Consider the following 21465-nt stretch of genomic DNA (forward strand, 5'->3'; position numbering starts at 1 on the left):
TTTTTTGCACTAAAACTAACAATTAGCCACTATGTTTTTTAAATAATCTAAAATTAATGAAGTAGCCCCAATATTGTTTTCAATATATAGGAAGTTAGTTGTTCCCATTTTTTCTCTTAGGTTTGGGTTAGATTGTAAATTCGCAAAGGTAGTATAAAAATCTTTTTTAGTGCCTATAGCAATAGCGCCTTCTAATTTTAACAAATCAACAGCTTCTTGAAATTTTTTGTATTTCTTATTTCCAAATACTATGGGTATTCCGTAAACAGCGGGTTCTAAAATATTATGAAGATTTGTTTTTAAGCCCCCACCCACACAAGCAACATCTGCATACGAGTAAATTTTGGTAAGCAATCCAATGGTGTCAATTATAAAAACTTGATAATCATAAAGTGCTTTTCCCTCTTTTTCAGAATAAAGAATAGTTTTTTTGTTAATACAATCTTGTAATTCTTTAATTTGTTTTTGGTGAATGTTATGCGGAGCAATGATAAATTTTTCGTTTTCAGAGGCATGATTATTGATGTAGTCTACAAGGAGTTCTTCATCGTCTTTCCAAGTACTTCCTGCCACAACAGTATAGTGATTGTTTTTAAATGCTGAAATAAAATCTAACGAATTGTCTTGTTGTAAAATGTCATATACACGGTCAAATCGCGTATCGCCAGCTATAGTTACATTATGAAATTCAATAGAATTTAATAAGTTTTTTGAAGTTTCGTTTTGTACAAAAAAATGATTGAAAGCCGTTAGTTTTTCACGCATAAAACTTCCGTACCATTTAAAAAAGGATTGGTTTTCTCTAAAAATTCCTGAGATTAAAACGGTGGGGATTTGTTGTCTTTTTAATCCTGACAATAGGTTGGGCCAAAATTCATATTTAATCATAATAGCAATTGTTGGATGTACTTGTTTGAGGAATTTCTTCACATTCGATTTGGTGTCTAAGGGTACATAACAAATTACGTCGGCTAACGGGTAGTTTTTTCGTATTTCATATCCTGAAGGAGAAAAAAAGGTAACGACTATTTTATAATCTGAACAGCGTTGTTTTAACTCTTCAATAATAGGTCTTCCTTGTTCAAATTCTCCTAAAGAAGCAGCATGAAACCAAATTACTTTATCGGTTTTAGAGACGCTGTTAAGTTTAGAAAACGTTTCTTTTCTTCCTTTATAAAACAGTTGTATTTTTTTGTTGAATAAAGCTACCATTGGAAGCAGAAGAGCCACTATAGAAAGCAGTAAATTGTATAAAAAGTTCATGATGCGAATTTATGAAATAAAAAAATCAGTGAAGTTACTCACTGATTTTTTATTCTATATTGAAATATGTTAGGCTTCCATTTCAAAATCTTCCATAAACTTAGTAGTATAATTACCCGCTACGTAATCTGGATGATCCATTAATTGTCTGTGAAAAGGAATGGTTGTTTTTATACCTTCGATAACATATTCGTCTAAGGCACGTTTCATTTTGTTAATAGCTTCTTCACGTGTTTGTGCAGTAACGATTAACTTAGAAATCATTGAATCGTAGTTTGGCGGAATCATATATCCGGCATATACATGCGTGTCGATACGAACACCATGACCACCTGGCGCATGATAAGAGGTTATTTTTCCTGGAGAAGGTCTAAATCCGTTATACGGATCTTCCGCATTAATTCTACATTCTATTGAGTGTAATTGAGGTTTGTAGTTTTTACCAGAAATTGGCACACCTGCTGCCACTAAAATTTGCTCACGAATTAAATCGTAATCAACTACTTCTTCGGTAATTGGGTGCTCTACCTGAATACGCGTATTCATTTCCATAAAGTAGAAGTTACGGTGCTTATCTACTAAGAATTCAACTGTTCCAGCACCTTCATACTTAATGTACTCGGCAGCTTTTACAGCAGCAGCTCCCATGGCATCACGCAATTCTTCTGTCATGAATGGAGAGGGCGTTTCTTCGGTTAATTTTTGGTGACGGCGTTGCACGGAACAATCTCTTTCTGATAAGTGACACGCTTTACCATAAGCATCACCTACTATTTGAATTTCGATATGGCGAGGTTCTTCAATTAACTTCTCCATATACATATCGTCGTTTCCAAAAGCAGCTTTCGATTCTTGTCTTGCAGAATCCCAAGCACCTTTTAAATCTTCAGCTTTCCAAACAGCACGCATTCCTTTACCACCACCACCAGCAGAAGCTTTTAACATTACAGGATATCCTGTTTCTAAGGCGACTTTTTCACACTCTTCAAAAGTAGTAATTACACCGTCACTACCTGGTACACAAGGAACCCCAGCAGCTTTCATGGTAGCTTTCGCATTTGCTTTATCCCCCATGCGGTCAATCATCTCAGGAGAAGCGCCAATAAATTTAATTTCGTGCTCTTCGCATAGTTTTGAAAACTTAGCATTTTCAGATAAGAAACCATATCCTGGATGAATTCCATCAGCATTGGTAATTTCAGCAGCAGCAATAATGCGATCCATTTTTAAATACGATTCGCTACTTGGTGCAGGCCCTATACAAACCGCTTCGTCAGCAAATCGCACGTGTAAACTTTCAGCATCTGCTTTAGAGTAAACAGCTACTGTTTTAATACCCATCTCTTTACAGGTTCTAATTACACGTAGCGCAATTTCGCCTCTATTGGCAATTAATATCTTTTTAAACATGTCTTTTAGTTTATGAGTTTATTGGGTTTAGTTGTTTAAGAGTTTGGCACTTAGCCAAACTTCTAAACTTAAAACTTCTAAACCAAAAATTATGATGGGTCTACTAAAAATAATGGTTGATCAAATTCTACAGGAGAAGAGTCGTCCACTAATACTTTAACAATTTTACCAGATACTTCTGATTCGATTTCGTTAAATAATTTCATCGCTTCGATAATACAAACGGTATCGCCCACTTTTACTTCAGTTCCTACTTCAGCAAAATTAGGTTTGTCTGGTGAAGGTCTTCTATAAAACGTACCAATGATAGGTGACTTTATAGTTACATATTTTGAGTCGTCTGAAGTTTCAGCGGGTGATGGAGTAGCGGCTGGAGTAGCTGGTTGTGCAGCAGGAGCTGCTACCATTTGCGGAGCTGCTGCTACTGGTGCAGGAGCTTGAATAATGGTAGTTTCAGGAGCTTCACTTCCTGTTTTAATGGTGATTTTGATATCTTCCATTTCTAGTTTTACCTCACTTGCACCTGACTTGGCTACAAACTTTATAAGACTTTGAATTTCTTTGATGTCCATTTTCCTAAATTTTAGTTGTTTAGTTATGAGTTATATGCCCATTTTAAGTAAATGGCTCCCCATGTGAAACCACCACCAAATGCAGCAAAAATTAAATTATCTCCTTTTTTCAACTCTTTTTCATAGTCGTTAAGTAATAGTGGTAAGGTAGCAGAAGTTGTATTTCCATACTTGTGAATATTCATCATCACTTTATCTTCTTCTAAACCTATTCTATTAGCTGTAGCTTCAATAATTCTCTTATTGGCTTGATGTGGTACTAACCACTGAATATCGTTTTTTGTTAAATTGTTTCTAGTTAACATTTTTTCAGAAACATCTGCCATGTTAGAAACAGCAAATTTAAACACCGTTCTTCCTTCTTGATGCACAAAGTGTTGCTTGTTTTTAACAGTTTCTTCTGATGGAGGTAAAATGGAACCTCCTGCATCTATTTTTAAGAATTCACGACCAACACCGTCGCTTCGTAAATACTCGTCTTGTAAGCCTAAGCCGTCATTATTAGGTTCAAATAAAACAGCACCTGCTCCGTCACCAAAAATAATACAGGTAGCTCTGTCGGTATAATCTATAATTGATGACATTTTATCGGCACCAACTAACAAAACTTTTTTATAGCGTCCGCTTTCAATGTAACTTGATGCAGTTGACATACCGTATAAAAAACTAGAACAAGCCGCCTGTAAATCATAAGAAAAGGCGTTTACAGCTCCTATTTTAGAAGCGGTGTAGGCAGCTGTTGAGGCAACAGGCATATCTGGTGTAGCAGTAGCTACAATTACCATGTCGATATCTTCAGGGTTTGTGTTTGATTTTTGAAGTAAGTCTTCTGCAGCTTTAATTGCCATGAAAGAAGTTCCAAGGCCTTCTCCCTTTAAAATTCTCCTTTCTTTAATTCCCGTTCTAGTAGTAATCCATTCATCGTTGGTGTCTACCATGGTTTCTAGCTCTTTATTGGTTAGAGCATATTCTGGAACATATTTTCCTACTGCTGTTATAGCTGCAGTTATTTTAGTCATAGTTGTTTGTTTTGTAATAAAAACGAGTTTTCAAAGTAATGAAAATTATTTTACTTTTTTATAGTAAAAAACATCAAAAAAATCATTTTTTGATGTAAAAACATAAAAAAACCCTCAAAATAGAGGGTTTTTTAATTTTTTAAATAGTTTTTAAGCCTCAGCTGCAGCACTTTCTAATACTACCTGACCTCTGTAATACAATTTTCCTTCATGCCAGTGCGCTCTGTGGTATAAATGAGCTTCTCCAGTTGTAGGATCAACGGCTATTTGAGGTACAGAAGCTTTATAATGAGTTCTTCTTTTATCTCTTCTAGTTTTAGATATTTTTCTCTTTGGATGTGCCATTTTATGTTTTATTTATCTGTTAGTAAATCCTTTAATTTATCCCATCTAGGGTCTGTTGCTGTTTTTTCAACAGTTTTTTCTTCGTTTATTTTTAATTCTTCTAATTTTTTTAAAGCATCCGATTGCATCGTACCATCAATAACATTTGGATGTATTCTCTTGCTTGGTACCGATAACACAATTAACTCATATATATATTGAGCTACATTTACTTGATAGGCTTCGTGTGGAAGTATCAAAATTTCATCGTGTTCATCATTAAACTCAGGTCCGAACTTAACAACCAAATCTAACTTACCATTAATTGGTAAGTCGAATAACTCATTGGTAATGTCACAAGGAACAGTAACTGTTCCGTTTATGTTAAAAGCAAGCTCTAATAAAGTGCTTTTTTTAACCAATGTAATGTTAACTTTTACGTTAGCGTTATCAAATTCGTCGAACTGAAATGCTTCAAAGAACGTTTTGTCAATTTGATATTCAAACAAATGACTTCCTTCTTTTAAACCTACAAAAGGTATGTTGAATTTTTTTAAGTCTTTCATCTACAACTATCAATTTGAGCGTGCAAAGATATAAAAAATGTTTTTACTTTTATGTTTTGATTAAAAAAAATAAACTATTTTGCCTTTAATGCGTTTTTTGTAAGTTCTTGATACTCTTTTCGGTTCTTAAATATTTGTAATGAGGTAAATAAGGCTTCTTTAAATGAGGTAAAGTTGGCTTTATTTTTGCCAGCAATATCAAAACCTGTTCCGTGGTCTGGAGAAGTTCTTACGATGCTTAAACCAGCGGTGAAGTTCACACCGTTTCCAAACGATAAAGCTTTAAAAGGGGCTAACCCTTGGTCGTGATACATCGCCAAAACTCCGTCAAATTGTTTATAAGTTTTAGAACCAAAAAAACCATCGGCAGCATACGGACCAAAAACTAATTTACCTGATTCTTTAATTTCTTCGATTGTTGGGCGAATAATTTCGTCATCTTCAGTACCTATTATACCATTATCGCCACAATGTGGATTTAAACCTAGCACCGCTATTTTCGGCTTATTAATATTAAAATCTTGTTGCAATGAAGTGTGCATTATTTCAACTTTAGATTTTATAAGTTCTGGAGTAATGGTTTCTGCGACTTTAGAAATTGGAATATGACCAGTTATCAATCCGATACGTAATTCATCCGTCATCAAAATCATCAAACTTTTTCCATCGAAGTTATCTTCTAAATATTCGGTGTGACCAGGAAATTTGAATTCTTCTGATTGAATATTTTCTTTGTTAATTGGTGCAGTAAGAACGAGGTCTATTTGTTTTTTTTGTAAAGCGTTAACTGCTTCTTGTAACGATTTCAAGGCAAATTTTCCGCCATCTTCAGTAGTTTTGCCTAAATCAATTTTTACCTCCTCTGTCCAGCTATTTAATAAATTAACTTTACCATGTATGAGTTTATCTATAGAAGTAATTCCATGAATACTTGTATTAACTTTCAAAGCTTTTTTATGAAAGGAAATTAACTTGTTAGAGGCAAATAAAACAGGCGTACAAAACTCCAGCATTCGTTTGTCTTGAAATGTTTTTAAAATAATTTCAATACCAATTCCGTTAATATCTCCAACAGAAATTCCAACAATAATTTTGTTTGCTTTGTCCATAGTTCACTTTCGTAAGTAAAGTTGTATTTTTGATGCTAACAAAAGTAACTAAATTTTATAGAATGTTTACTGGAATTATAGAAACTCTTGGAGTAGTTGTTAAAATTGAGCGAGAAAAGGAGAATGTACACCTTACAATTAAAAGCACTATAACAAATGAGTTAAAGATAGATCAAAGCGTAGCGCACAATGGGGTATGCTTAACCGTTGTGGCACTTGATAAAGATGAATATACTGTTACGGCTATTAAAGAAACTCTTGATAAAACCAATATAGGGGAGTTACAAGTAGGCGACGAAGTGAATTTAGAAAGAGCCATGAAGTTAGGGGCTCGATTAGATGGACATATTGTACAAGGGCATGTAGATAGAACGGCTGTATGTACCAACGTTGAAGGTGCTGAAGGTAGTACGGTATTTACATTTTCGTACGATTTTGACGGAAGTAATGTAACGATTGAAAAAGGCTCGATAACAGTGAATGGAGTGAGTTTAACCGTAGTCAACTCTAAAAAAGATGCGTTTAGTGTAGCGATTATTCCCTATACTTTTATGCATACGAACTTTAAGAATTTGCATACAGGTTGTAAAGTAAACCTAGAGTTTGATGTAATTGGTAAATATATAGCCAGACTTTATGGGTTAAAAGAATAAAAAGTAAAAGTTGTATACAACATGAAAGAGTTGAAGTCCATCGCTTTGTGCTTTTCTGGAGGGGGATATAGAGCTGCTTGTTTTTCTCTAGGAACGTTGTCTTTACTAGAGAAAGTAGGTCTTTTAGAAAATGTTAAAACGATTTCTACTGTGTCTGGAGGAACTATTACAGGAGTTAAGTATGCACAGTCGCAAATTCAACAAAAAGATTTTCAACTATTTTTTAGTGAATATTATGAGTGGTTGGTTAAAGATGAGCTAACAAGCAATGCTCTAAACCATTTAAGGTGGCCGTTAATTTGGAATAAGCCAGAAAACAAACACAAACGAAAAAATCCAATAAATGCCTTTGCTATAGAATATAATAACTTTACAGAACACGAAACTTTGGGAGAAGTACAAGATGCCATTAGTGAAGGAAAAACACACTTAGAGCGAGTCATTTTTAATGCGACTGATTTTGATAGTACACATCAATTTAGATTTCAGAATATTAAAGGCAATCAAAAAAGATTTGGAAACGGAAGAGCTCATAGCAAGTATAAAGAAGTGATTAACGATATAAAGCTAGGAGATATCATAGCCGCTTCAACAGCCTTTCCTGGTGGATTTGAACCTATCGGGTTTTCGCAGGACTTTACCCCAAAATACAAGCATTTAGACTAAATTGGGTTGATGGATGGTGGTATTGTTGATAATCAAGGAGCTTCTGTTTTTGTTTCTGAAGCAAACAATGAGAGCGGAGATACACGTAACAATCATAGTTTGTATTTTTTATGTGATGTTTCTTCACCTCACTCAGGAGAAGGATTCAAATTTGCTTCTGATACCTTGTTTAGCTACTACGCTTCTTACATTTCTAGTGCATTTAGCTTGTTATTTGTATTAATGATAACAGTGTTTTTTGGAATTCAAAAAATGTGGGTATGGTACACCATAAGTGTTGTTGTGTTGACGTTTTTAACGTTTGTACAATTTTTATTTTTCCTGCTTTCTAGATTGATGCAAAAAGAAACAGGAGTAGATCAAAAACTCTATTTACCACCAAGAAGAGTTGGTTTTTATATATTGAATAGAGCCAAATCTTTGATTCGTATGGCAAGCGTAGTTTTTCTTAAAAATGATAGGAGACAACATGCAAATGCGATTTACAGTGCTTTTCCGAATAAGGTAATTACTTCAACAGTGTACCAATTGAGATGCAAAGATACTTCTGGAAAACCAACCAATCGACCAGAGCGTGAGAAACATTGGAAGGATATCGTGAAATATACAGGTAATATAGGGAATTCCATTATTAAAAATTCTAATAAAAGTGCGTCCTTTGGTACTACGTTGTGGTTTACTAAAAAGGACAAAGCAGACGATATGTTACACAGCGTTATTGCCTGTGGCGAATATACGACATGCTACAATTTGATAGCATATATTGTTTCTCAATACGGAGAAAAGGCTACCGATATTCCTCTTTTTAATACGCTATTGTCTTTTTGGGAAAAATTTCAAACAAATCCCCATTTTTTAATAGAAGAACGTTTAGAAAACTTAAAGACTTTGAACGAATAAATTTCAAGGTATTTGTTTTTTAAACTTTAAAAATGATTGCTTGAATGGTATTGATAATGGTACTAACAATATTATTTTTAAAATGACCTAAGCTTATTTTAGAGATGCCAGCAGCTTGTAAGGCTTTCATTTCAAATAAATCTTTCTGACTTTCTACCAACCATTCAAAATCTTGCAGGGTTAGCTTTCCTTCTGCTAAAAGTAAGGTCCACCTTTCTAGTTTTTCTTTAGAGGCGTTAAGAAAACGGTCGATATCTTTTTTTGATTCTTTTGAAAAATCATTGTATTTATCGTTAAAAAGTACAGTTAACGAGCTTCTTAATTCTTTAAATATTTTTTCGAAATCCATAACACATTAATTTTTTGAAATAAGTTCTAACAAACTGTTTTTTGCAGCAGGTTCTTTTTTAGCTTCGTAGGTAAGTAGTAGGTCAAAAGCTTCGGTGATTTGACCTTTCGTTTCCGTAATAAAAAAAGGAGATAAGGTTTCTTTTTCCTCCCATCGCTTTAAAAAACCAGCAAGTAAATTTTTATCTTCATTGGCTAATAACAACCACATTTTATAAGTTATCTCGTTATTAGGTTTGAATTTTTCATACTCTACAATTTTAGCAATTTCATTTTTTAAATTGTTAATTTCAATGCTATTTTCTTGATACGGAGTTTCAGCTTTTTCCATAAGCTGACCAGCATCTATTTTTAGTTCAATCGTTTTTTGAAAAGAGTATTGATCGTAGGGTGCTGTTCTAAGCGTACTACATGCGCTCATGAAAGCAGTGATACCCAGTAAAATCAGGAAGAATTTGTTGTTTTTCATTTTCTTTAGAGTTATATTATTTTTTAAGTACGTAAATTTAATGATTTACAAGTAGAAGTAAAGGGAAAAAACACCCAGAATCACTAAGGGTTTTTCATATAATTTGACTATCTCTATTTAAGAACTATCGTATCAATTATAAATCGCAGTCGAATACCTCAACTAATCCTTATATTTTGAAGGGTTTCTTAAAATAAAAGTACTTCCTCCTTCAATATAACCTTTTTCATTTTCTTTAATGATTGAAAATTTAGAATACGAGTTGGTTTCTTTGTAATTAAAACAAAGTATCTACAGAACCTTCATTAAAAGGTAATTTTCTGGTTAAAGAGTTTTTACCATAAGCTTTGATAAATGCATCTTTATTTATATTATTATTATAAATATACTCTATGAGTTCTTCAATTGAGTATTTTTTTATTTTTTCAATATCTAACATAGCTACCTGTATTAAACTAGCACTAAAAAAAATATCATAAAATGCCCCCGATCTACAGTAATTGTATCAGCTAATCTTTAAACTCTAACGGTTCAATGATATCTGAACCCGTGTTATCTACCACTTTCCAATTGTAAATCTTAGAAAGCTGATATATCTTTGATAATTCTTCAAATAAACGTGTTTTTGCGTCTTTTTGTAAGCGAGATACGGTTATGGTAGATTTTATCTTTTCGATGGCTTTAGCATTGAGTTTATTCAATTCTTGTTTAGAGAACGTATTGAACTGGCTCTGCTGTAAGTCGAAATACTTAATATCTGGAGATATAACGATTTCTTCTTCTGGAATTTTGTTTATAATTATTTGCTTGTTAATGCTATCTACTTGAACATCTAATTTAGACAAGTCATACCCAACTTCTACCTTAGCATTTACAGAAAGCATTGCTTTTTTTTCGAAAGTAAAGTAGCCGTAAAAGTATTTTCTAGCGTCTGTAAAGCTATACATTTCAGAAAAATTCCCTTCAGAAACTACTAGTTTACTCAAATTTTTGATTCCGTTTAAAACAACTTTAATTTCTTCTTGTTCATGTTTTTCTTCTTTTTTTCATACCAAAATCTTGCTATTAAAAATCCAAGAACAAAAACAGCTATATACTTTACTAAACGCATGAGTTTCTTTTGGTTTAAATATAGTAAAAGTATACCGCAAAACCTATTTAGGTTCTTTTTCTTCCTTCGGAAATGCTTGTTTGTTAAAGATAAACAACAATGCAACTCCTATGGTAATCCAAGAATCTGCACCGTTAAAAATAGCATTGAAAAACGTAAAATTTTCTCCTTCATAAATAGGAAAATACAACATATCTACTACTTTTCCATAAAACAGCTCTCCATAAGGATTATCAGAAAAAAGAGTAGCTACATTATGGTACGAAGTATCGAAAATAACCCCGTAAAAAACAGAATCGATAATATTACCTACTGCCCCTGCTAAAATTAATGATATCGCAATAATAACAGCTGTGTGTGCTTTTCGCTTGATCGATTGCCACAACCAATACACTATACCTGTAACTGCAACGACTCTAAATAAAGTTAAAAATAATTTACCTGCTTTACCCCCAAATTCAAATCCCCACGCCATTCCGTTGTTTTCAGTAAAATGAATTTTGAACCAATCGTGAAAAACAACAACTTCTTCTCCTAACTGAAAATGTGTCTTGACATATATTTTGCTAATTTGATCAATTAGTATTGCCAAAATTACGGTAAGTATTGCGATGTTTTTTTTAGACATTTTTTTTATTTAATGGAAACAAAAATAAGAAAACTATTCTTATGTTTTCTCTCTAGCTTATAGAAAGAAAAGACCAATAGATTTTTTATCATATTGGTCTTTCATGTGTTTTTTTTTATAAGAAATTACCCTTTTAACCAAGCCTTTCTTAGTTCTTCTTGTTTTTGTGTTGCGTTCGGGTTATTTTTTAAACTACTTCCTTTTGTATATGATTGAGTTAGTGTTGTGTTAAGAACTACCTCTTTACCGTCTCTCTCTAATTTTACCTCAACTTTGTTTCCAGGCTGCCACATAAACATTTTCGTGAAAATTTGTTGTGCAGTTTCTTTTGTTACCATTGTCCCATCTACTTCTTTGATTATATCGTTGGGCTGCGCTCCATTTTCAGCCCAAAAACTATTGTCGTTTACTGCTTCTGTAAATCGAATCGTTTGTGTAGCTAGGTCGGGTCGAACAATGAGTGTTCCATTATTTTGAATATAATTTGTTTTTACTTTTGATTCATTTAGCGCTAATCCTGCTTTAGCAAAAAAATCATTGTAATTAATGGGAGTTCCTTCTACTACGTGTGTGTTTAAAAACGCTCCAACCGATGGGTAGGTCATTTGTGTAATTTCTTCAATTAGTTTATCATCTTCAAAAGGTTTATTTTTTCCGTACTCTAATGAAAGTTCTTTCATTAATGACAATACCCCTCTATTTCCATTGCTTTCTTCACGCATTAAAATATCAATACACATACCTATTAAGGCCCCTTTTTGATACACATTATAGTACTGAGAAGCATACGGTTCTTCTAACACATTTTCACTCATTTTAGTAAAACTCATCGTGTCGTTCATAGAAGATGCTGTTTTAATTTTACCCATAATTTTGCTGTAAAATTCATCTTCTGTTACCAAACCTTGGTTTACTTGAAATAAGGTAGCGAAGTATTCTGTAATTCCTTCATACATCCATAAGTGTTTCGAAAATGTTGGCTGGTTGTAATCGAAGTAATGTACGTCTTCTGAGTGTACGCTTAACGGCGTTACGATATGAAAAAACTCGTGAGACACTACGTCTATCATACTTTTTGCCAATGCTTCATCTGGCATTGCTTCTGGTAATACTACCACAGTTGATGTATGGTGCTCTAGCGCTCCAAATCCTTTAGGTGATTTTTCAGTTCCTTCAGATAAATATAAATAAATATCGTAACGAGCAGTACTATTAATACTTCCTAAATATGCTTTTTGTGCTTGCATCATTTTCTCCATAACTTTTTTCAATTTTTCTGCTGAATGTCTTTTGTTTGGAGAGTATACACTTAATACAATTTTAATATCACCTACTTTAAATTCTTCAACATCTAATTCTCCATAAAACATAGGATTGTCGGTAATGTCGAAATAACGTGGTGCGAAATAGCTTGAAGTTAGTGTTGAACCGTCGTCGCTTGTTTTTGTTCCTACTTCTTGCAGTGCAGAAGTTCTTTTAAAATTGGTAGGCGCAACTACATCTAACTTATATTGATTCTTTTTTAATGAATCAAAATAGCCTACAAATCCATGAAGATTTAACACGTAGTTAGTAGACTCAATATTTGTTCCTGCTGGTGAAAATGGAGTCTCTCCTCCAATTCCTCCAGTGGCTTCTATATCAAAAGTATCATTTACTAAATACGTTACCTTATCTAATTTTTGAGCATTGGTGATTTCCCAAGTATTGGTATCAACTTTTGTCGCTTCTAATTCGTTTCCTTCATAGTCTAAAGCCTTAAAGCTATCGACATATTTACCAAAATCGCTTACAGAATAGGTTCCTTGTACTACTCTCGGCAATCGGTATGTTACTTTTTCGACTGTAAACCTTCCTGGATTGATTGTTACCGGTACTTTATCGCTATCAACTTTAGTTAAGTCTAACGTGGTTACAATTGGGGTTTGAACGGCTAAGTCGTTTGTTGTTTTTTTGGTAGCATTACAGCTTGATAATAACAATGCTGCAATGGCTGCTGTGGTTAGTATACTTTTATTCATTTTTTGCTTTTAAGTAACCATTAGACAAAATACTTCTTTTTTTGTTACGCCTAAGTTTTATAAATTTTTGTTAATTATTTTAGTTGAATGTGAATGTTTGCGTGTATTGAGTTTATCGTAAGTGTTTCAGATGCATAGGGTTTTTCTTTTAAAAACGGAGATATTTTTTTCTCTCCATTTATAAGAATAGTTCCGTTATTGGTTTTTAAATGTAACTTGCTTTTGGAGGTTGCTTGTGCAAAAACATTTCCTTGAAAAAGACTCACATGTAAGTTTCCTTCAACAGTATTTAACTCTATATTTCCTCTTTCAATATAAATACTTATATCTCCATGATAACTTTTTGAAGTTATCCCAATTGCTCTACCGTGAATGGTTACATGTTTATTTTTTGGAACTTTTATAACCGCCCTCGCTCTTTCTAATCTTTTTGTTATGTATTTTCTAAAAACCTTGTTTTGAAACGGCAAAGTCTCTAGCTCGAATGTTACTTTTAGAACCTTACCTTCTTGTGTTAAAAATATATTGTGCGTATGCGGGTTTTCATCAAGTAAAGCAACTTCTAGCTCATTACCTTCAGAATTTTCAATGACGATATCATCCAATCCGTAGGTAACGATTTGTAGTTCATTTGCTTCTATGTTTCTTTTTTGTACTATTTTTTCTTGACAAAAAAGAAACGAACTACTGATTAAAAAGAATAAAAGCACTGCTTTTTTCATACAAAAAAAGCCTCTTTAAGAGGCTTCGTTTATTTTGTTTGATATTTACTGGTTTCGTTTTGCTTCGATACTTAACGTAGCATGAGGCACTAACTTTAAACGTTCTTTTTGTATTAATTTACCCGTAACTCTGCAAATACCGTATGTTTTATTTTCAATACGAATCAAAGCATTCTTTAAATCTCTGATAAACTTTTCTTGACGGATGGCTAATTGCATATTTGCTTCTTTTGCCATTGTATCAGACCCTTCTTCGAACGATTTGAATTGAGGAGAAGTATCGTCTGTTCCGTTATCTGAACCGTTTTTATACGATGCTTGTAACAGTTTTAAATCTTCTTCTGCCTTTTCTATCTTCTTTAAAATGATTCCTTTAAACTCTTGTAAATCACTATCTGAATATCTTATCTTAACATCATCCATAACGCTATATTTTTTCAATTAACATTCTACTTTTAATGGTGTCGAATTCAATCTCTGTACCATTTTTTAAATCATCAACAAAAACCAATTCATTTGTTAATGTTTCTGCTTTGATGTAGTTTTCATTTGCCAATACCGATTCTTTTAAATCATCAGCCTGTAAAATGGTTAATTTTATTTTATCGGTTACTTCTAAACCTGTGTCTTTTCGTGCGTTTTGAATTCTATTTACCAATTCTCTTGCCACACCTTCCTTGCGTAATTCGCTGTTTATGGTAACGTCTAAAGCTACAGTTAACCCTTCTGCATTGGCTACTAACCATCCTTCGATATCTTTCGATGAAATCTCTACATCTGCGGTTTCTAAAATAATGATTTTATCGTTAATTTCAACAGAAATTTTACCTTCTTTTTCTATTTTGGCGATATCTTCTTGTGTAAATTCTTGTATCTTATTAGCTATCAACTTCATATCTTTACCAAACTTAGGTCCTAATGCTTTAAAGTTTGGTTTGATTTGTTTTACTAAAATTCCTGAAGCATCATCTAACAACGCAATTTCCTTCACATTAACCTCTGATTTTATTAAGTCTGCCACTGCTAAAATTTCTTCTTTTTGTGTCGCATCTAATACAGGAATCATAATTTTTTGTAATGGTTGACGCACTTTTATTTTTTCTTTGGCTCTTAGTGATAGTACTAAGGAAGAAATTGTTTGTGCATTTTCCATTTTACGCTCTAACGACTTGTCTACCAAATCAGCATTGTATTTAGGAAACGCTGCTATATGAACACTTTCAAAATTCTCTACTCCTGTAGCGTTTACTAAGTCTTTATACAAACGATCCATAAAGAAAGGTGCTACCGGAGCTCCTAGTTTGGCAACTGTTAGCATACAGGTATATAAGGTTTGGTATGCAGAGATTTTATCTTTTGCATACTCTCCTTTCCAAAAGCGTCTTCTACATAAACGTACATACCAGTTACTTAAATGGTCTTGTACAAAATCAGAAATCGCTCTGGTGGCTTTGGTTGGTTCGTACTCAGCATAAAAAGTATCTACTTTTTGAGCTAATGTGTTTAATTCTGATAAAATCCAACGGTCAATTTCGGGTCGTTCATGAATCGGAATTTCAGCTTCGCTATAAGTAAAATTATCAATATTCGCATATAATGAGAAGAATGAATACGTATTGTATAAAGTTCCGAAGAATTTACGTTTCACTTCTTCTATTCCTGCAATGTCGAATTTTAAATTGTCCCAAGGATTCGCATTCGATATCATGTACCAACGGGTAGCATCAGGACCGAATTCTGACAAGGTTTTAAACGGGTCTACTGCGTTGCCTAAACGCTTCGACATTTTTTGTCCGTTTTTATCAAGTACCAATCCGTTAGATACGACGTTTTTATACGCTACTGAATCGAATACCATGGTTCCGATGGCATGTAAGGTATAAAACCATCCACGAGTTTGATCTACTCCTTCAGCAATAAAATTGGCTGGATAGCTTTCTTTATTATCGATTAATTCTTTATTTTCAAACGGGTAGTGCCATTGTGCATAGGGCATCGAACCAGAATCGAACCAAACATCAATCAAGTCGCTTTCACGTTTCATGGGTTTTCCTGAAGCTGAAACTAAGATAATTTTATCGACTACATTTTTGTGTAAGTCAATTGTATCATAGTTTTCTTCAGACATGTTTCCTACTTCAAAATCAGCAAAAATATCTTCAGACATCACACCTGCTTCTACAGCTTTTGCCATTTCTGATTTCAATTCTGCTACAGAACCAATACAGATTTGTTCTGTTCCGTCTTCGGTACGCCAGATGGGTAATGGAATTCCCCAAAAACGAGAACGCGATAAGTTCCAGTCATTGGCATTTTTTAACCAGTTTCCAAAGCGTCCTTCTCCTGTCGATTTTGGTTTCCAGTTAATGGTTTCGTTCAAATCGAACATTTTATCTTTTACATCGGTTACTTTGATAAACCAAGAGTCTAATGGGTAGTATAAAATAGGTTTGTCGGTACGCCAGCAGTTCGGATAACTGTGTACGTATTTTTCAACTTTGAAGGCTTTATTTTCTTCTTTTAATCGAATCGCTAGTTCTACGTCTACCGATTTTTCTGGTGCTTCGCCATCAGTATAGTACTCGTTTTTTACATACTTTCCTGCAAATTCTCCCATTTCTGGACGAAACTTCCCTTGTAGGTCTACTAACGGAGACAGGATTCTCGTTTTCATCTAACACCAACATAGGCGGTACTTCTGGTGTTGCTTGTTTGGCTACCAACGCATCGTCGGCACCAAAAGTAGGTGCGGTATGTACGATACCTGTACCATCTTCGGTAGTAACAAAATCTCCTGAAATGACTCTAAAGGCATTTTCTGAGTTTTGGTATGGTACCGCAAATGGTAATAATTGTTCGTATTTAATACCTACTAAGTCTTTTCCTATAAACTCCTTTACAATCGTATATGGAATTTGCTTATCGCCTTTGGTATAGTTTGCTAGTTCGGCTGTATCTTCAACTTGGGTAAACTTCTTTCCTGCAAATTGTTTAGATACTAAATTTTTTGCCAATACTACTTGAATGGGTTCAAAGGTATATTGATTGAATGTTTTTACTAAAACATAGTCAATCTTAGGACCCACTGTTAATGCGGTGTTCGATGGAAGCGTCCAAGGAGTGGTAGTCCATGCTAAAAAGTGCACCTCTCCTTCAACCTGTAAAAAGTCTGGTAAGGTTTCTTTGATGGTTTTAAACTGAGCTACTACGGTAGTATCGGTAACGTCTTGATAGGTTCCTGGTTGGTTCAACTCGTGCGAGCTTAATCCTGTTCCTGCTTTTGGCGAATAGGGTTGAATGGTATATCCTTTATACAGCAACTCTTTATCATAAATTTGCTTTAGCAACCACCAAACCGATTCCATATACTTTGGTTTGTAGGTAATGTATGGGTCTTCCATATCTACCCAATAGCCCATTTTTTGGGTAAGATCGTTCCAAATATCGGTGTAACGCATTACTGCTTTTTTACAGGCTTCGTTATATTCTTCAACCGTAATTTTAGTTCCGATATCTTCTTTGGTGATTCCTAGTTCTTTTTCAACGCCCAATTCTACAGGTAGTCCGTGAGTATCCCAACCTGCTTTTCGTTTAACTTGGTATCCTTTTTGAGTTTTATAACGACAAAAAATATCTTTTATGGCGCGTGCCATTACATGGTGAATTCCTGGCAACCCGTTTGCTGAAGGTGGTCCTTCAAAAAACACAAATGGTTCGTTTCCTTCACGTGTAGTAATACTTTTTTCAAAGATGTTGTTTGCTGACCAATAGTTTAATATTTCTTCGGCTACTTTTGGTAAATCCAATCCTTTGTATTCCGTAAATTGCTTACTCATTTTGTCGGTATATTAATTGAAGCTGCGAAATTACGTATTTTCTTGTAATTGTTGAATTTGAGATATAAAAAAACGCCTGAAAAAGCTGCCATAAAGCAGCTAGCTGTTGATTTATTGCAGGTAAATTAACTCAGCCCTCTTTCTTTTTTTATTTGTTCGTATGCTAATTGAATTTTTTGAAATTTTTCTTTAGCTCCTTTTTTATGTTCATCTCCTAAATTTTGCAATTTATCTGGATGGTATTTTTTAGCCATTCTGCGATAGGCCTTTTTTACTTCTTCATTGCTCGCTTGCTTTGTTATTTCGAGAATTGTATACGCTGTATCAGAATCGTCATAAAACATCGCTTTTATCGACGAATAATCGTATTCGTTGATATACAAATAGCTTGCTATTTTTCTAATTTCTTCCTCTTCAACACTGGTTACTTGACCGTCTGCTTGTGCTATTCCAAATAAAAAATGCAGTAACTGCAAGCGTGTAGCATGCGACATATACTGACGTATTTGTAAGCAAACTTGCCTTGTCGATATTTTCTTTTTTATAATACCATTAAATAATTTAAAGGCATGATTTGCTCGTTCTTTTCCATACATTTTTACAAAATACATACGAACGTAGTCTAACTCTCGTCGATCTATTTTTCCGTCAGATTTTATTACTACCGATGCCAATATTAATAGACTTATCTCAAAATCGCCCGAAGTAGCTCTTCCTCTTCTGGGTTGTCCTTCTGTTCTTTTTTGATACTCTCGTTGCTCTTGTACAAAATCTTCAATTGAAACTCCATCTATAAAACTTCCCACAACAAACCCTATGATGGCTCCTATTGGTCCTCCTAAAGTAAAGCCTGCTCCTGCTCCAAGCCATTTTGCAAATTTTCCCATTGTATTTTTTTATAAGCTACAAAGATAAAACATTACCGAACTATATGCATTAGCTATTTTGGGTTGATTGTTGCTATGAAAAGAAGTATCTTTGCATGAAATTTTAATTCAAGAATATGTATCCAGAAGAATTAGTAAAACCAATGCGCGATCAATTAATCGACGCTGGTTTTGAAGCTTTATATACTGCTGAAGATGTTGATAATGCTTTAGCCAAAGAAGGAACTACGTTAGTAATGGTAAACTCTGTTTGTGGATGTGCTGCAGGTACTGCAAGACCAGGAGCTATTGCTTCTTTAGGGGCAGATAAAACTCCTACCCATTTAACCACTGTTTTTGCAGGTGTTGAAAAAGAATCTACAGCGAAGGCAAGAGAATATATGATTCCTTTTCCTCCATCATCTCCTGCAATTGCGTTATTTAAAGATGGAAATTTAGTACACATGTTAGAGCGTCATCATATCGAAGGACGTTCTGCACAAGCAATTGCACAAAATTTAGTGGCTGCTTACGATGAGTTTTGTTAATCTTTTTTAGACACAAGACTTTTAGATTAAAAAACAAAGACCTAAAAATCCAGCAATTTGCTGGATTTTTGAGTTTAAGGTTCCTCTTACAAAGCCCGAAATGAATCTTTGACCTAGAAGTCTTGATTCTTCTGTCTAGCAGCGAAGCTGTCTTGATTCTCCTTTACACTTTTTTAATCACATTGGTGACAACTCCCCAAATGATAAAATTATTTTCTTCGGTAATTTTTATAATTGGATAGTTTGGATTTTCGGGTTGCAACCAAACCTCATCTCCTTCAACTCGTAAGCGCTTTACTGTAAACTCTCCGTCTAAAAAACATACCGCTATTTTGTTATTGGTTGGCGGAATACTTCTATCGATAACCAACAAATCGTTATCATCTAATCCTGCACCAATCATCGATTGCCCACTTACTCGTGCAAAAAAAGTAGCTTCTTTATTTTTAATAAGCTCTTCGTCTAACGAAATACGTGTTTCTCTAAAATCATCGGCAGGTGAAGGGAATCCGGCAGAAATACCTGTATCTATAAAAATGGCTCCTTCGCTTTCACTGAACTCTTTTGGTAAGAAAAAAGTCAATGTTTCTGATGCTTTTACTTGCTTTAATTTTCGTAACATCTTGTGTTTTTTTATTTAACTAAACTTACTTTGCCTTAATAATATCGTTAATATTCGTGGTGTATTTTGGCGATAATCGTTCTTGACGCATCTTCCAAGTACGTTGCAAATCTTGATTGGCTAATTTAATTTTATCAGCCTTATAGGTTTGATTTATCTTATCAATCGCACTCATTAAAGAAGTGTGTTTCGGATTTTCGCTTGCAAACATATCTAACTGATAGTTGTCTGAAGGTACTAACCCTGTTACAATTACCCCTGCTCTTTTGTACTGTATTCCTTCTTTAAAAATAGTGGTTACTGCCTGTACTGCACTTTTACTAATGGTTAATGTAGAATTTGTTGGATACGGAAACACTACTGTTTTACTTGCCCGATGTTGTTCTGTGTCCTTTTTATGATAGTCGCTACGTAGTATAACGATTACCATGTGACAACATGAGTTTTGCTTCCGTAGTTTTTCTGCACAACTCACAGCAAACGTTGAAATTCTTTCTTTAATATTGTCTAAGTCAGAAAATGTATATTCAAAACTTCGGGTTGTTGCGATGGCTTTTTTGTTCGTAGGCTCATCCAATAGTATTTTAGATTCTCCTTCTAAATCTTTTTTCAATTTCCACCCGGTTATCGAAAGATTTTTCAATACCCAATCGTCGTTTAATTGCGTAAAATCGTATGCCTTTTTACAGCCTTTCGCTAACAATCTTTTTTGCATTCCTCTACCAATTCCCCAAACGCTTTCTATAGGAATCCATTTTAACGCCTTACTTCTTTTTTCTTCAGAATCAATTACATACACACCTCCTGTTTCCTTTAAAAATTTTCGAGCTATTTTATTAGCCACTTTACTCAACGCTTTGGTGGGCGCAATTCCTACACAGGTAGGAATCCCCGTCCACTGTAAAATTCTACTCCTAATTGCTGTTCCGTAGGAATTAAAATCATACTCATCAAAACCTTTGAATTGCAGAAAAGCTTCATCAATAGAATACACCTCAACATCTGGAGAAAATTGTTCTAAAATTTTCATTACGCGTGCACTCATGTCTCCATACAGCGGATAATTAGAGGATAGCACTGAAATGTTATTGTTTTTACAAAACTGATTCCATTTAAAAATAGGGGCGGCAAACGGAAGCTGTAATGCTTTTGCCTCATCGCTCATTGAAATAACACACCCATCGTTATTGCTTAAAATAGCCACAGGTTTTCCTTGCAAATTCGGATTAAAAACCCGCTCGCAAGAAACATAAAAGTTATTACAATCTACCAACGCATACATACGGTAAAGGTACAGAATATTGAAAAATGAACTCTAGCGAACTTTGCTTATTTTTGTGTTATGGTTAGAAAGTTAAAAATTGACGGAATTGATAAAATTATTATCAAACGCCTTGTAAAAGATGCTCGTACACCCATTTTAAGTATTGCTAGAGAAGTGGGAATATCTGGAGCTGCCATTCATCAACGATTGCGAAAATTGGATGAATCGGATTTAATTGATGGGTATAAAATGATTTTAAACCCGAAAGCTTTAGGATATACTACCACCGCTTTTGTTGGGGTCTTTTTAGATTCTTCAAGCCTATATTCTTCTGCAATTAAACGGTTAAAAGAAATTCCTGAGATTGTAGAAAGTCATTACACCACAGGTAACTATGCTATTTTTATTAAAATTTTATGTAAAAACAACGAAGACTTAATGCATTTGTTAAATAGAGATATTCAAACCATAAAAGGAGTTTCAAGAACCGAAACTTTTATATCTTTAGACCAGCAAATAGATCGACAAATTAAAATTTAAAACCCCGA

23 protein-coding genes and 1 pseudogene are annotated in these 21465 nt (G+C 34.0%); 5 read left to right on the plus strand and 19 right to left on the minus strand.

The window, feature by feature from the left end:
• Positions 1-15 precede the first annotated feature (15 nt).
• The 7 genes from P8625_RS09545 to pdxA form a co-directional block, all read right to left on the minus strand.
• Positions 16-1263 (minus strand): 3-deoxy-D-manno-octulosonic acid transferase, encoded by a 1248-nt coding sequence (locus P8625_RS09545; RefSeq protein ID WP_279650238.1) that lies wholly within the window; start codon positions 1261-1263, stop codon positions 16-18.
• A gap of 69 nt (positions 1264-1332) precedes the next feature.
• Positions 1333-2673: an acetyl-CoA carboxylase biotin carboxylase subunit gene (gene accC / locus P8625_RS09550; protein ID WP_279650239.1), complete on the minus strand. Its 1341-nt coding sequence runs from the start codon at positions 2671-2673 to the stop codon at positions 1333-1335.
• Positions 2674-2762: 89 nt separating this feature from the next.
• The gene (gene accB / locus P8625_RS09555; protein ID WP_279650240.1) at positions 2763-3245 is read right to left on the minus strand and encodes an acetyl-CoA carboxylase biotin carboxyl carrier protein; all 483 of its coding nucleotides are present in this window, start codon (positions 3243-3245) and stop codon (positions 2763-2765) included.
• A 23-nt stretch (positions 3246-3268) separates the two neighbouring features.
• Positions 3269-4264, minus strand: coding sequence for a beta-ketoacyl-ACP synthase III (locus P8625_RS09560; protein WP_279650241.1), 996 nt, complete (start codon positions 4262-4264; stop codon positions 3269-3271).
• Between the two features lie 150 nt (positions 4265-4414).
• On the minus strand, positions 4415-4609 hold the full coding sequence (gene rpmF, locus P8625_RS09565; protein WP_047789948.1) for a 50S ribosomal protein L32: 195 nt from the start codon (positions 4607-4609) through the stop codon (positions 4415-4417).
• Positions 4610-4617: 8 nt separating this feature from the next.
• Entirely contained in the window at positions 4618-5154 is a 537-nt protein-coding gene (locus P8625_RS09570) for a YceD family protein (protein WP_279650242.1), read from the minus strand.
• A 74-nt stretch (positions 5155-5228) separates the two neighbouring features.
• Entirely contained in the window at positions 5229-6263 is a 1035-nt protein-coding gene (gene pdxA, locus P8625_RS09575; RefSeq protein WP_279650243.1) for a 4-hydroxythreonine-4-phosphate dehydrogenase PdxA, read from the minus strand.
• Positions 6264-6325: 62 nt separating this feature from the next.
• Here pdxA and P8625_RS09580 point away from each other — a divergent pair, with 62 nt between their 5' ends.
• The 3 genes from P8625_RS09580 to P8625_RS09590 are packed head-to-tail and all read left to right on the plus strand — an operon-like array spanning position 6326 to position 8482.
• Complete coding sequence (locus tag P8625_RS09580; protein ID WP_279650244.1) at positions 6326-6916, plus strand: riboflavin synthase; 591 nt, start codon at positions 6326-6328, stop codon at positions 6914-6916.
• A gap of 21 nt (positions 6917-6937) precedes the next feature.
• A complete protein-coding gene (locus P8625_RS09585; RefSeq protein ID WP_279650245.1) occupies positions 6938-7582 on the plus strand; it encodes a patatin-like phospholipase family protein in 645 nt (214 codons plus the stop codon).
• A gap of 9 nt (positions 7583-7591) precedes the next feature.
• Positions 7592-8482, plus strand: coding sequence for a hypothetical protein (locus tag P8625_RS09590; RefSeq protein ID WP_279650246.1), 891 nt, complete (start codon positions 7592-7594; stop codon positions 8480-8482).
• Positions 8483-8501: 19 nt separating this feature from the next.
• Here P8625_RS09590 and P8625_RS09595 read toward each other — a convergent pair whose 3' ends face one another.
• From P8625_RS09595 to P8625_RS09640, 10 genes and pseudogenes are all read right to left on the minus strand, one after another.
• The gene (locus P8625_RS09595) at positions 8502-8831 is read right to left on the minus strand and encodes a hypothetical protein (RefSeq protein WP_279650247.1); all 330 of its coding nucleotides are present in this window, start codon (positions 8829-8831) and stop codon (positions 8502-8504) included.
• Positions 8832-8837: 6 nt separating this feature from the next.
• Positions 8838-9299, minus strand: a complete 462-nt coding sequence (locus P8625_RS09600; RefSeq protein ID WP_279650248.1) for a hypothetical protein — start codon at positions 9297-9299, stop codon at positions 8838-8840.
• A 277-nt stretch (positions 9300-9576) separates the two neighbouring features.
• Positions 9577-9738: a BTB/POZ domain-containing protein gene (locus P8625_RS09605; RefSeq protein ID WP_279650249.1), complete on the minus strand. Its 162-nt coding sequence runs from the start codon at positions 9736-9738 to the stop codon at positions 9577-9579.
• A 70-nt stretch (positions 9739-9808) separates the two neighbouring features.
• Positions 9809-10285 (minus strand): DUF4230 domain-containing protein, encoded by a 477-nt coding sequence (locus P8625_RS09610; protein ID WP_279650250.1) that lies wholly within the window; start codon positions 10283-10285, stop codon positions 9809-9811.
• A gap of 168 nt (positions 10286-10453) precedes the next feature.
• A complete protein-coding gene (locus tag P8625_RS09615; RefSeq protein WP_279650251.1) occupies positions 10454-11038 on the minus strand; it encodes a lipoprotein signal peptidase in 585 nt (194 codons plus the stop codon).
• Between the two features lie 125 nt (positions 11039-11163).
• On the minus strand, positions 11164-13059 hold the full coding sequence (locus P8625_RS09620) for a M61 family metallopeptidase (RefSeq protein WP_279650252.1): 1896 nt from the start codon (positions 13057-13059) through the stop codon (positions 11164-11166).
• Positions 13060-13133: 74 nt separating this feature from the next.
• Positions 13134-13781: a DUF4097 family beta strand repeat-containing protein gene (locus P8625_RS09625; protein WP_279650253.1), complete on the minus strand. Its 648-nt coding sequence runs from the start codon at positions 13779-13781 to the stop codon at positions 13134-13136.
• A 45-nt stretch (positions 13782-13826) separates the two neighbouring features.
• Positions 13827-14204, minus strand: a complete 378-nt coding sequence (locus P8625_RS09630; protein WP_279650254.1) for a TraR/DksA family transcriptional regulator — start codon at positions 14202-14204, stop codon at positions 13827-13829.
• Positions 14205-14208: 4 nt separating this feature from the next.
• Positions 14209-17617 (minus strand): annotated as a pseudogene (gene ileS / locus P8625_RS09635) (isoleucine--tRNA ligase).
• 125 nt (positions 17618-17742) lie between these two features.
• On the minus strand, positions 17743-18504 hold the full coding sequence (locus P8625_RS09640; protein ID WP_279650255.1) for a TerB family tellurite resistance protein: 762 nt from the start codon (positions 18502-18504) through the stop codon (positions 17743-17745).
• A gap of 116 nt (positions 18505-18620) precedes the next feature.
• Here P8625_RS09640 and P8625_RS09645 point away from each other — a divergent pair, with 116 nt between their 5' ends.
• Positions 18621-19031: a BrxA/BrxB family bacilliredoxin gene (locus tag P8625_RS09645; protein WP_279650256.1), complete on the plus strand. Its 411-nt coding sequence runs from the start codon at positions 18621-18623 to the stop codon at positions 19029-19031.
• Between the two features lie 163 nt (positions 19032-19194).
• On the opposite strand, the gene P8625_RS09650 is transcribed toward P8625_RS09645, so the two are convergent.
• The gene (locus P8625_RS09650) at positions 19195-19653 is read right to left on the minus strand and encodes a LexA family protein (protein WP_279650257.1); all 459 of its coding nucleotides are present in this window, start codon (positions 19651-19653) and stop codon (positions 19195-19197) included.
• Between the two features lie 25 nt (positions 19654-19678).
• On the minus strand, positions 19679-20935 hold the full coding sequence (locus P8625_RS09655) for a Y-family DNA polymerase (protein WP_279650258.1): 1257 nt from the start codon (positions 20933-20935) through the stop codon (positions 19679-19681).
• 60 nt (positions 20936-20995) lie between these two features.
• On the opposite strand from P8625_RS09655, the gene P8625_RS09660 reads away from it, so the two are divergent.
• Positions 20996-21457 (plus strand): Lrp/AsnC ligand binding domain-containing protein, encoded by a 462-nt coding sequence (locus tag P8625_RS09660; RefSeq protein ID WP_279650259.1) that lies wholly within the window; start codon positions 20996-20998, stop codon positions 21455-21457.
• Positions 21458-21465 lie beyond the last annotated feature (8 nt).

Source organism: Tenacibaculum tangerinum (assembly GCF_029853675.1).
GTDB classification, from domain to species: domain Bacteria; phylum Bacteroidota; class Bacteroidia; order Flavobacteriales; family Flavobacteriaceae; genus Polaribacter; species Polaribacter tangerinum_A.

What these genes read in the sequence shown, in the direction of transcription:
- pdxA (WP_279650243.1), bottom strand. Translation starts at nt 6,263, where the DNA reads ATGGACAAAGCAAACAAAATTATTGTTGGAATTTCTGTTGGAGATATT.
- P8625_RS09625 (WP_279650253.1), bottom strand. Translation starts at nt 13,781, where the DNA reads ATGAAAAAAGCAGTGCTTTTATTCTTTTTAATCAGTAGTTCGTTTCTT.
- P8625_RS09645 (WP_279650256.1), top strand. Translation starts at nt 18,621, where the DNA reads ATGTATCCAGAAGAATTAGTAAAACCAATGCGCGATCAATTAATCGAC.
- P8625_RS09585 (WP_279650245.1), top strand. Translation starts at nt 6,938, where the DNA reads ATGAAAGAGTTGAAGTCCATCGCTTTGTGCTTTTCTGGAGGGGGATAT.
- P8625_RS09560 (WP_279650241.1), bottom strand. Translation starts at nt 4,264, where the DNA reads ATGACTAAAATAACTGCAGCTATAACAGCAGTAGGAAAATATGTTCCA.
- P8625_RS09600 (WP_279650248.1), bottom strand. Translation starts at nt 9,299, where the DNA reads ATGAAAAACAACAAATTCTTCCTGATTTTACTGGGTATCACTGCTTTC.
- P8625_RS09655 (WP_279650258.1), bottom strand. Translation starts at nt 20,935, where the DNA reads ATGTATGCGTTGGTAGATTGTAATAACTTTTATGTTTCTTGCGAGCGG.
- rpmF (WP_047789948.1), bottom strand. Translation starts at nt 4,609, where the DNA reads ATGGCACATCCAAAGAGAAAAATATCTAAAACTAGAAGAGATAAAAGA.
- accC (WP_279650239.1), bottom strand. Translation starts at nt 2,673, where the DNA reads ATGTTTAAAAAGATATTAATTGCCAATAGAGGCGAAATTGCGCTACGT.
- P8625_RS09615 (WP_279650251.1), bottom strand. Translation starts at nt 11,038, where the DNA reads ATGTCTAAAAAAAACATCGCAATACTTACCGTAATTTTGGCAATACTA.
- P8625_RS09660 (WP_279650259.1), top strand. Translation starts at nt 20,996, where the DNA reads ATGGTTAGAAAGTTAAAAATTGACGGAATTGATAAAATTATTATCAAA.
- P8625_RS09605 (WP_279650249.1), bottom strand. Translation starts at nt 9,738, where the DNA reads ATGTTAGATATTGAAAAAATAAAAAAATACTCAATTGAAGAACTCATA.
- P8625_RS09620 (WP_279650252.1), bottom strand. Translation starts at nt 13,059, where the DNA reads ATGAATAAAAGTATACTAACCACAGCAGCCATTGCAGCATTGTTATTA.
- P8625_RS09580 (WP_279650244.1), top strand. Translation starts at nt 6,326, where the DNA reads ATGTTTACTGGAATTATAGAAACTCTTGGAGTAGTTGTTAAAATTGAG.
- P8625_RS09595 (WP_279650247.1), bottom strand. Translation starts at nt 8,831, where the DNA reads ATGGATTTCGAAAAAATATTTAAAGAATTAAGAAGCTCGTTAACTGTA.
- P8625_RS09545 (WP_279650238.1), bottom strand. Translation starts at nt 1,263, where the DNA reads ATGAACTTTTTATACAATTTACTGCTTTCTATAGTGGCTCTTCTGCTT.
- P8625_RS09650 (WP_279650257.1), bottom strand. Translation starts at nt 19,653, where the DNA reads ATGTTACGAAAATTAAAGCAAGTAAAAGCATCAGAAACATTGACTTTT.
- P8625_RS09640 (WP_279650255.1), bottom strand. Translation starts at nt 18,504, where the DNA reads ATGGGAAAATTTGCAAAATGGCTTGGAGCAGGAGCAGGCTTTACTTTA.
- P8625_RS09590 (WP_279650246.1), top strand. Translation starts at nt 7,592, where the DNA reads ATGGATGGTGGTATTGTTGATAATCAAGGAGCTTCTGTTTTTGTTTCT.
- accB (WP_279650240.1), bottom strand. Translation starts at nt 3,245, where the DNA reads ATGGACATCAAAGAAATTCAAAGTCTTATAAAGTTTGTAGCCAAGTCA.
- P8625_RS09630 (WP_279650254.1), bottom strand. Translation starts at nt 14,204, where the DNA reads ATGGATGATGTTAAGATAAGATATTCAGATAGTGATTTACAAGAGTTT.
- P8625_RS09570 (WP_279650242.1), bottom strand. Translation starts at nt 5,154, where the DNA reads ATGAAAGACTTAAAAAAATTCAACATACCTTTTGTAGGTTTAAAAGAA.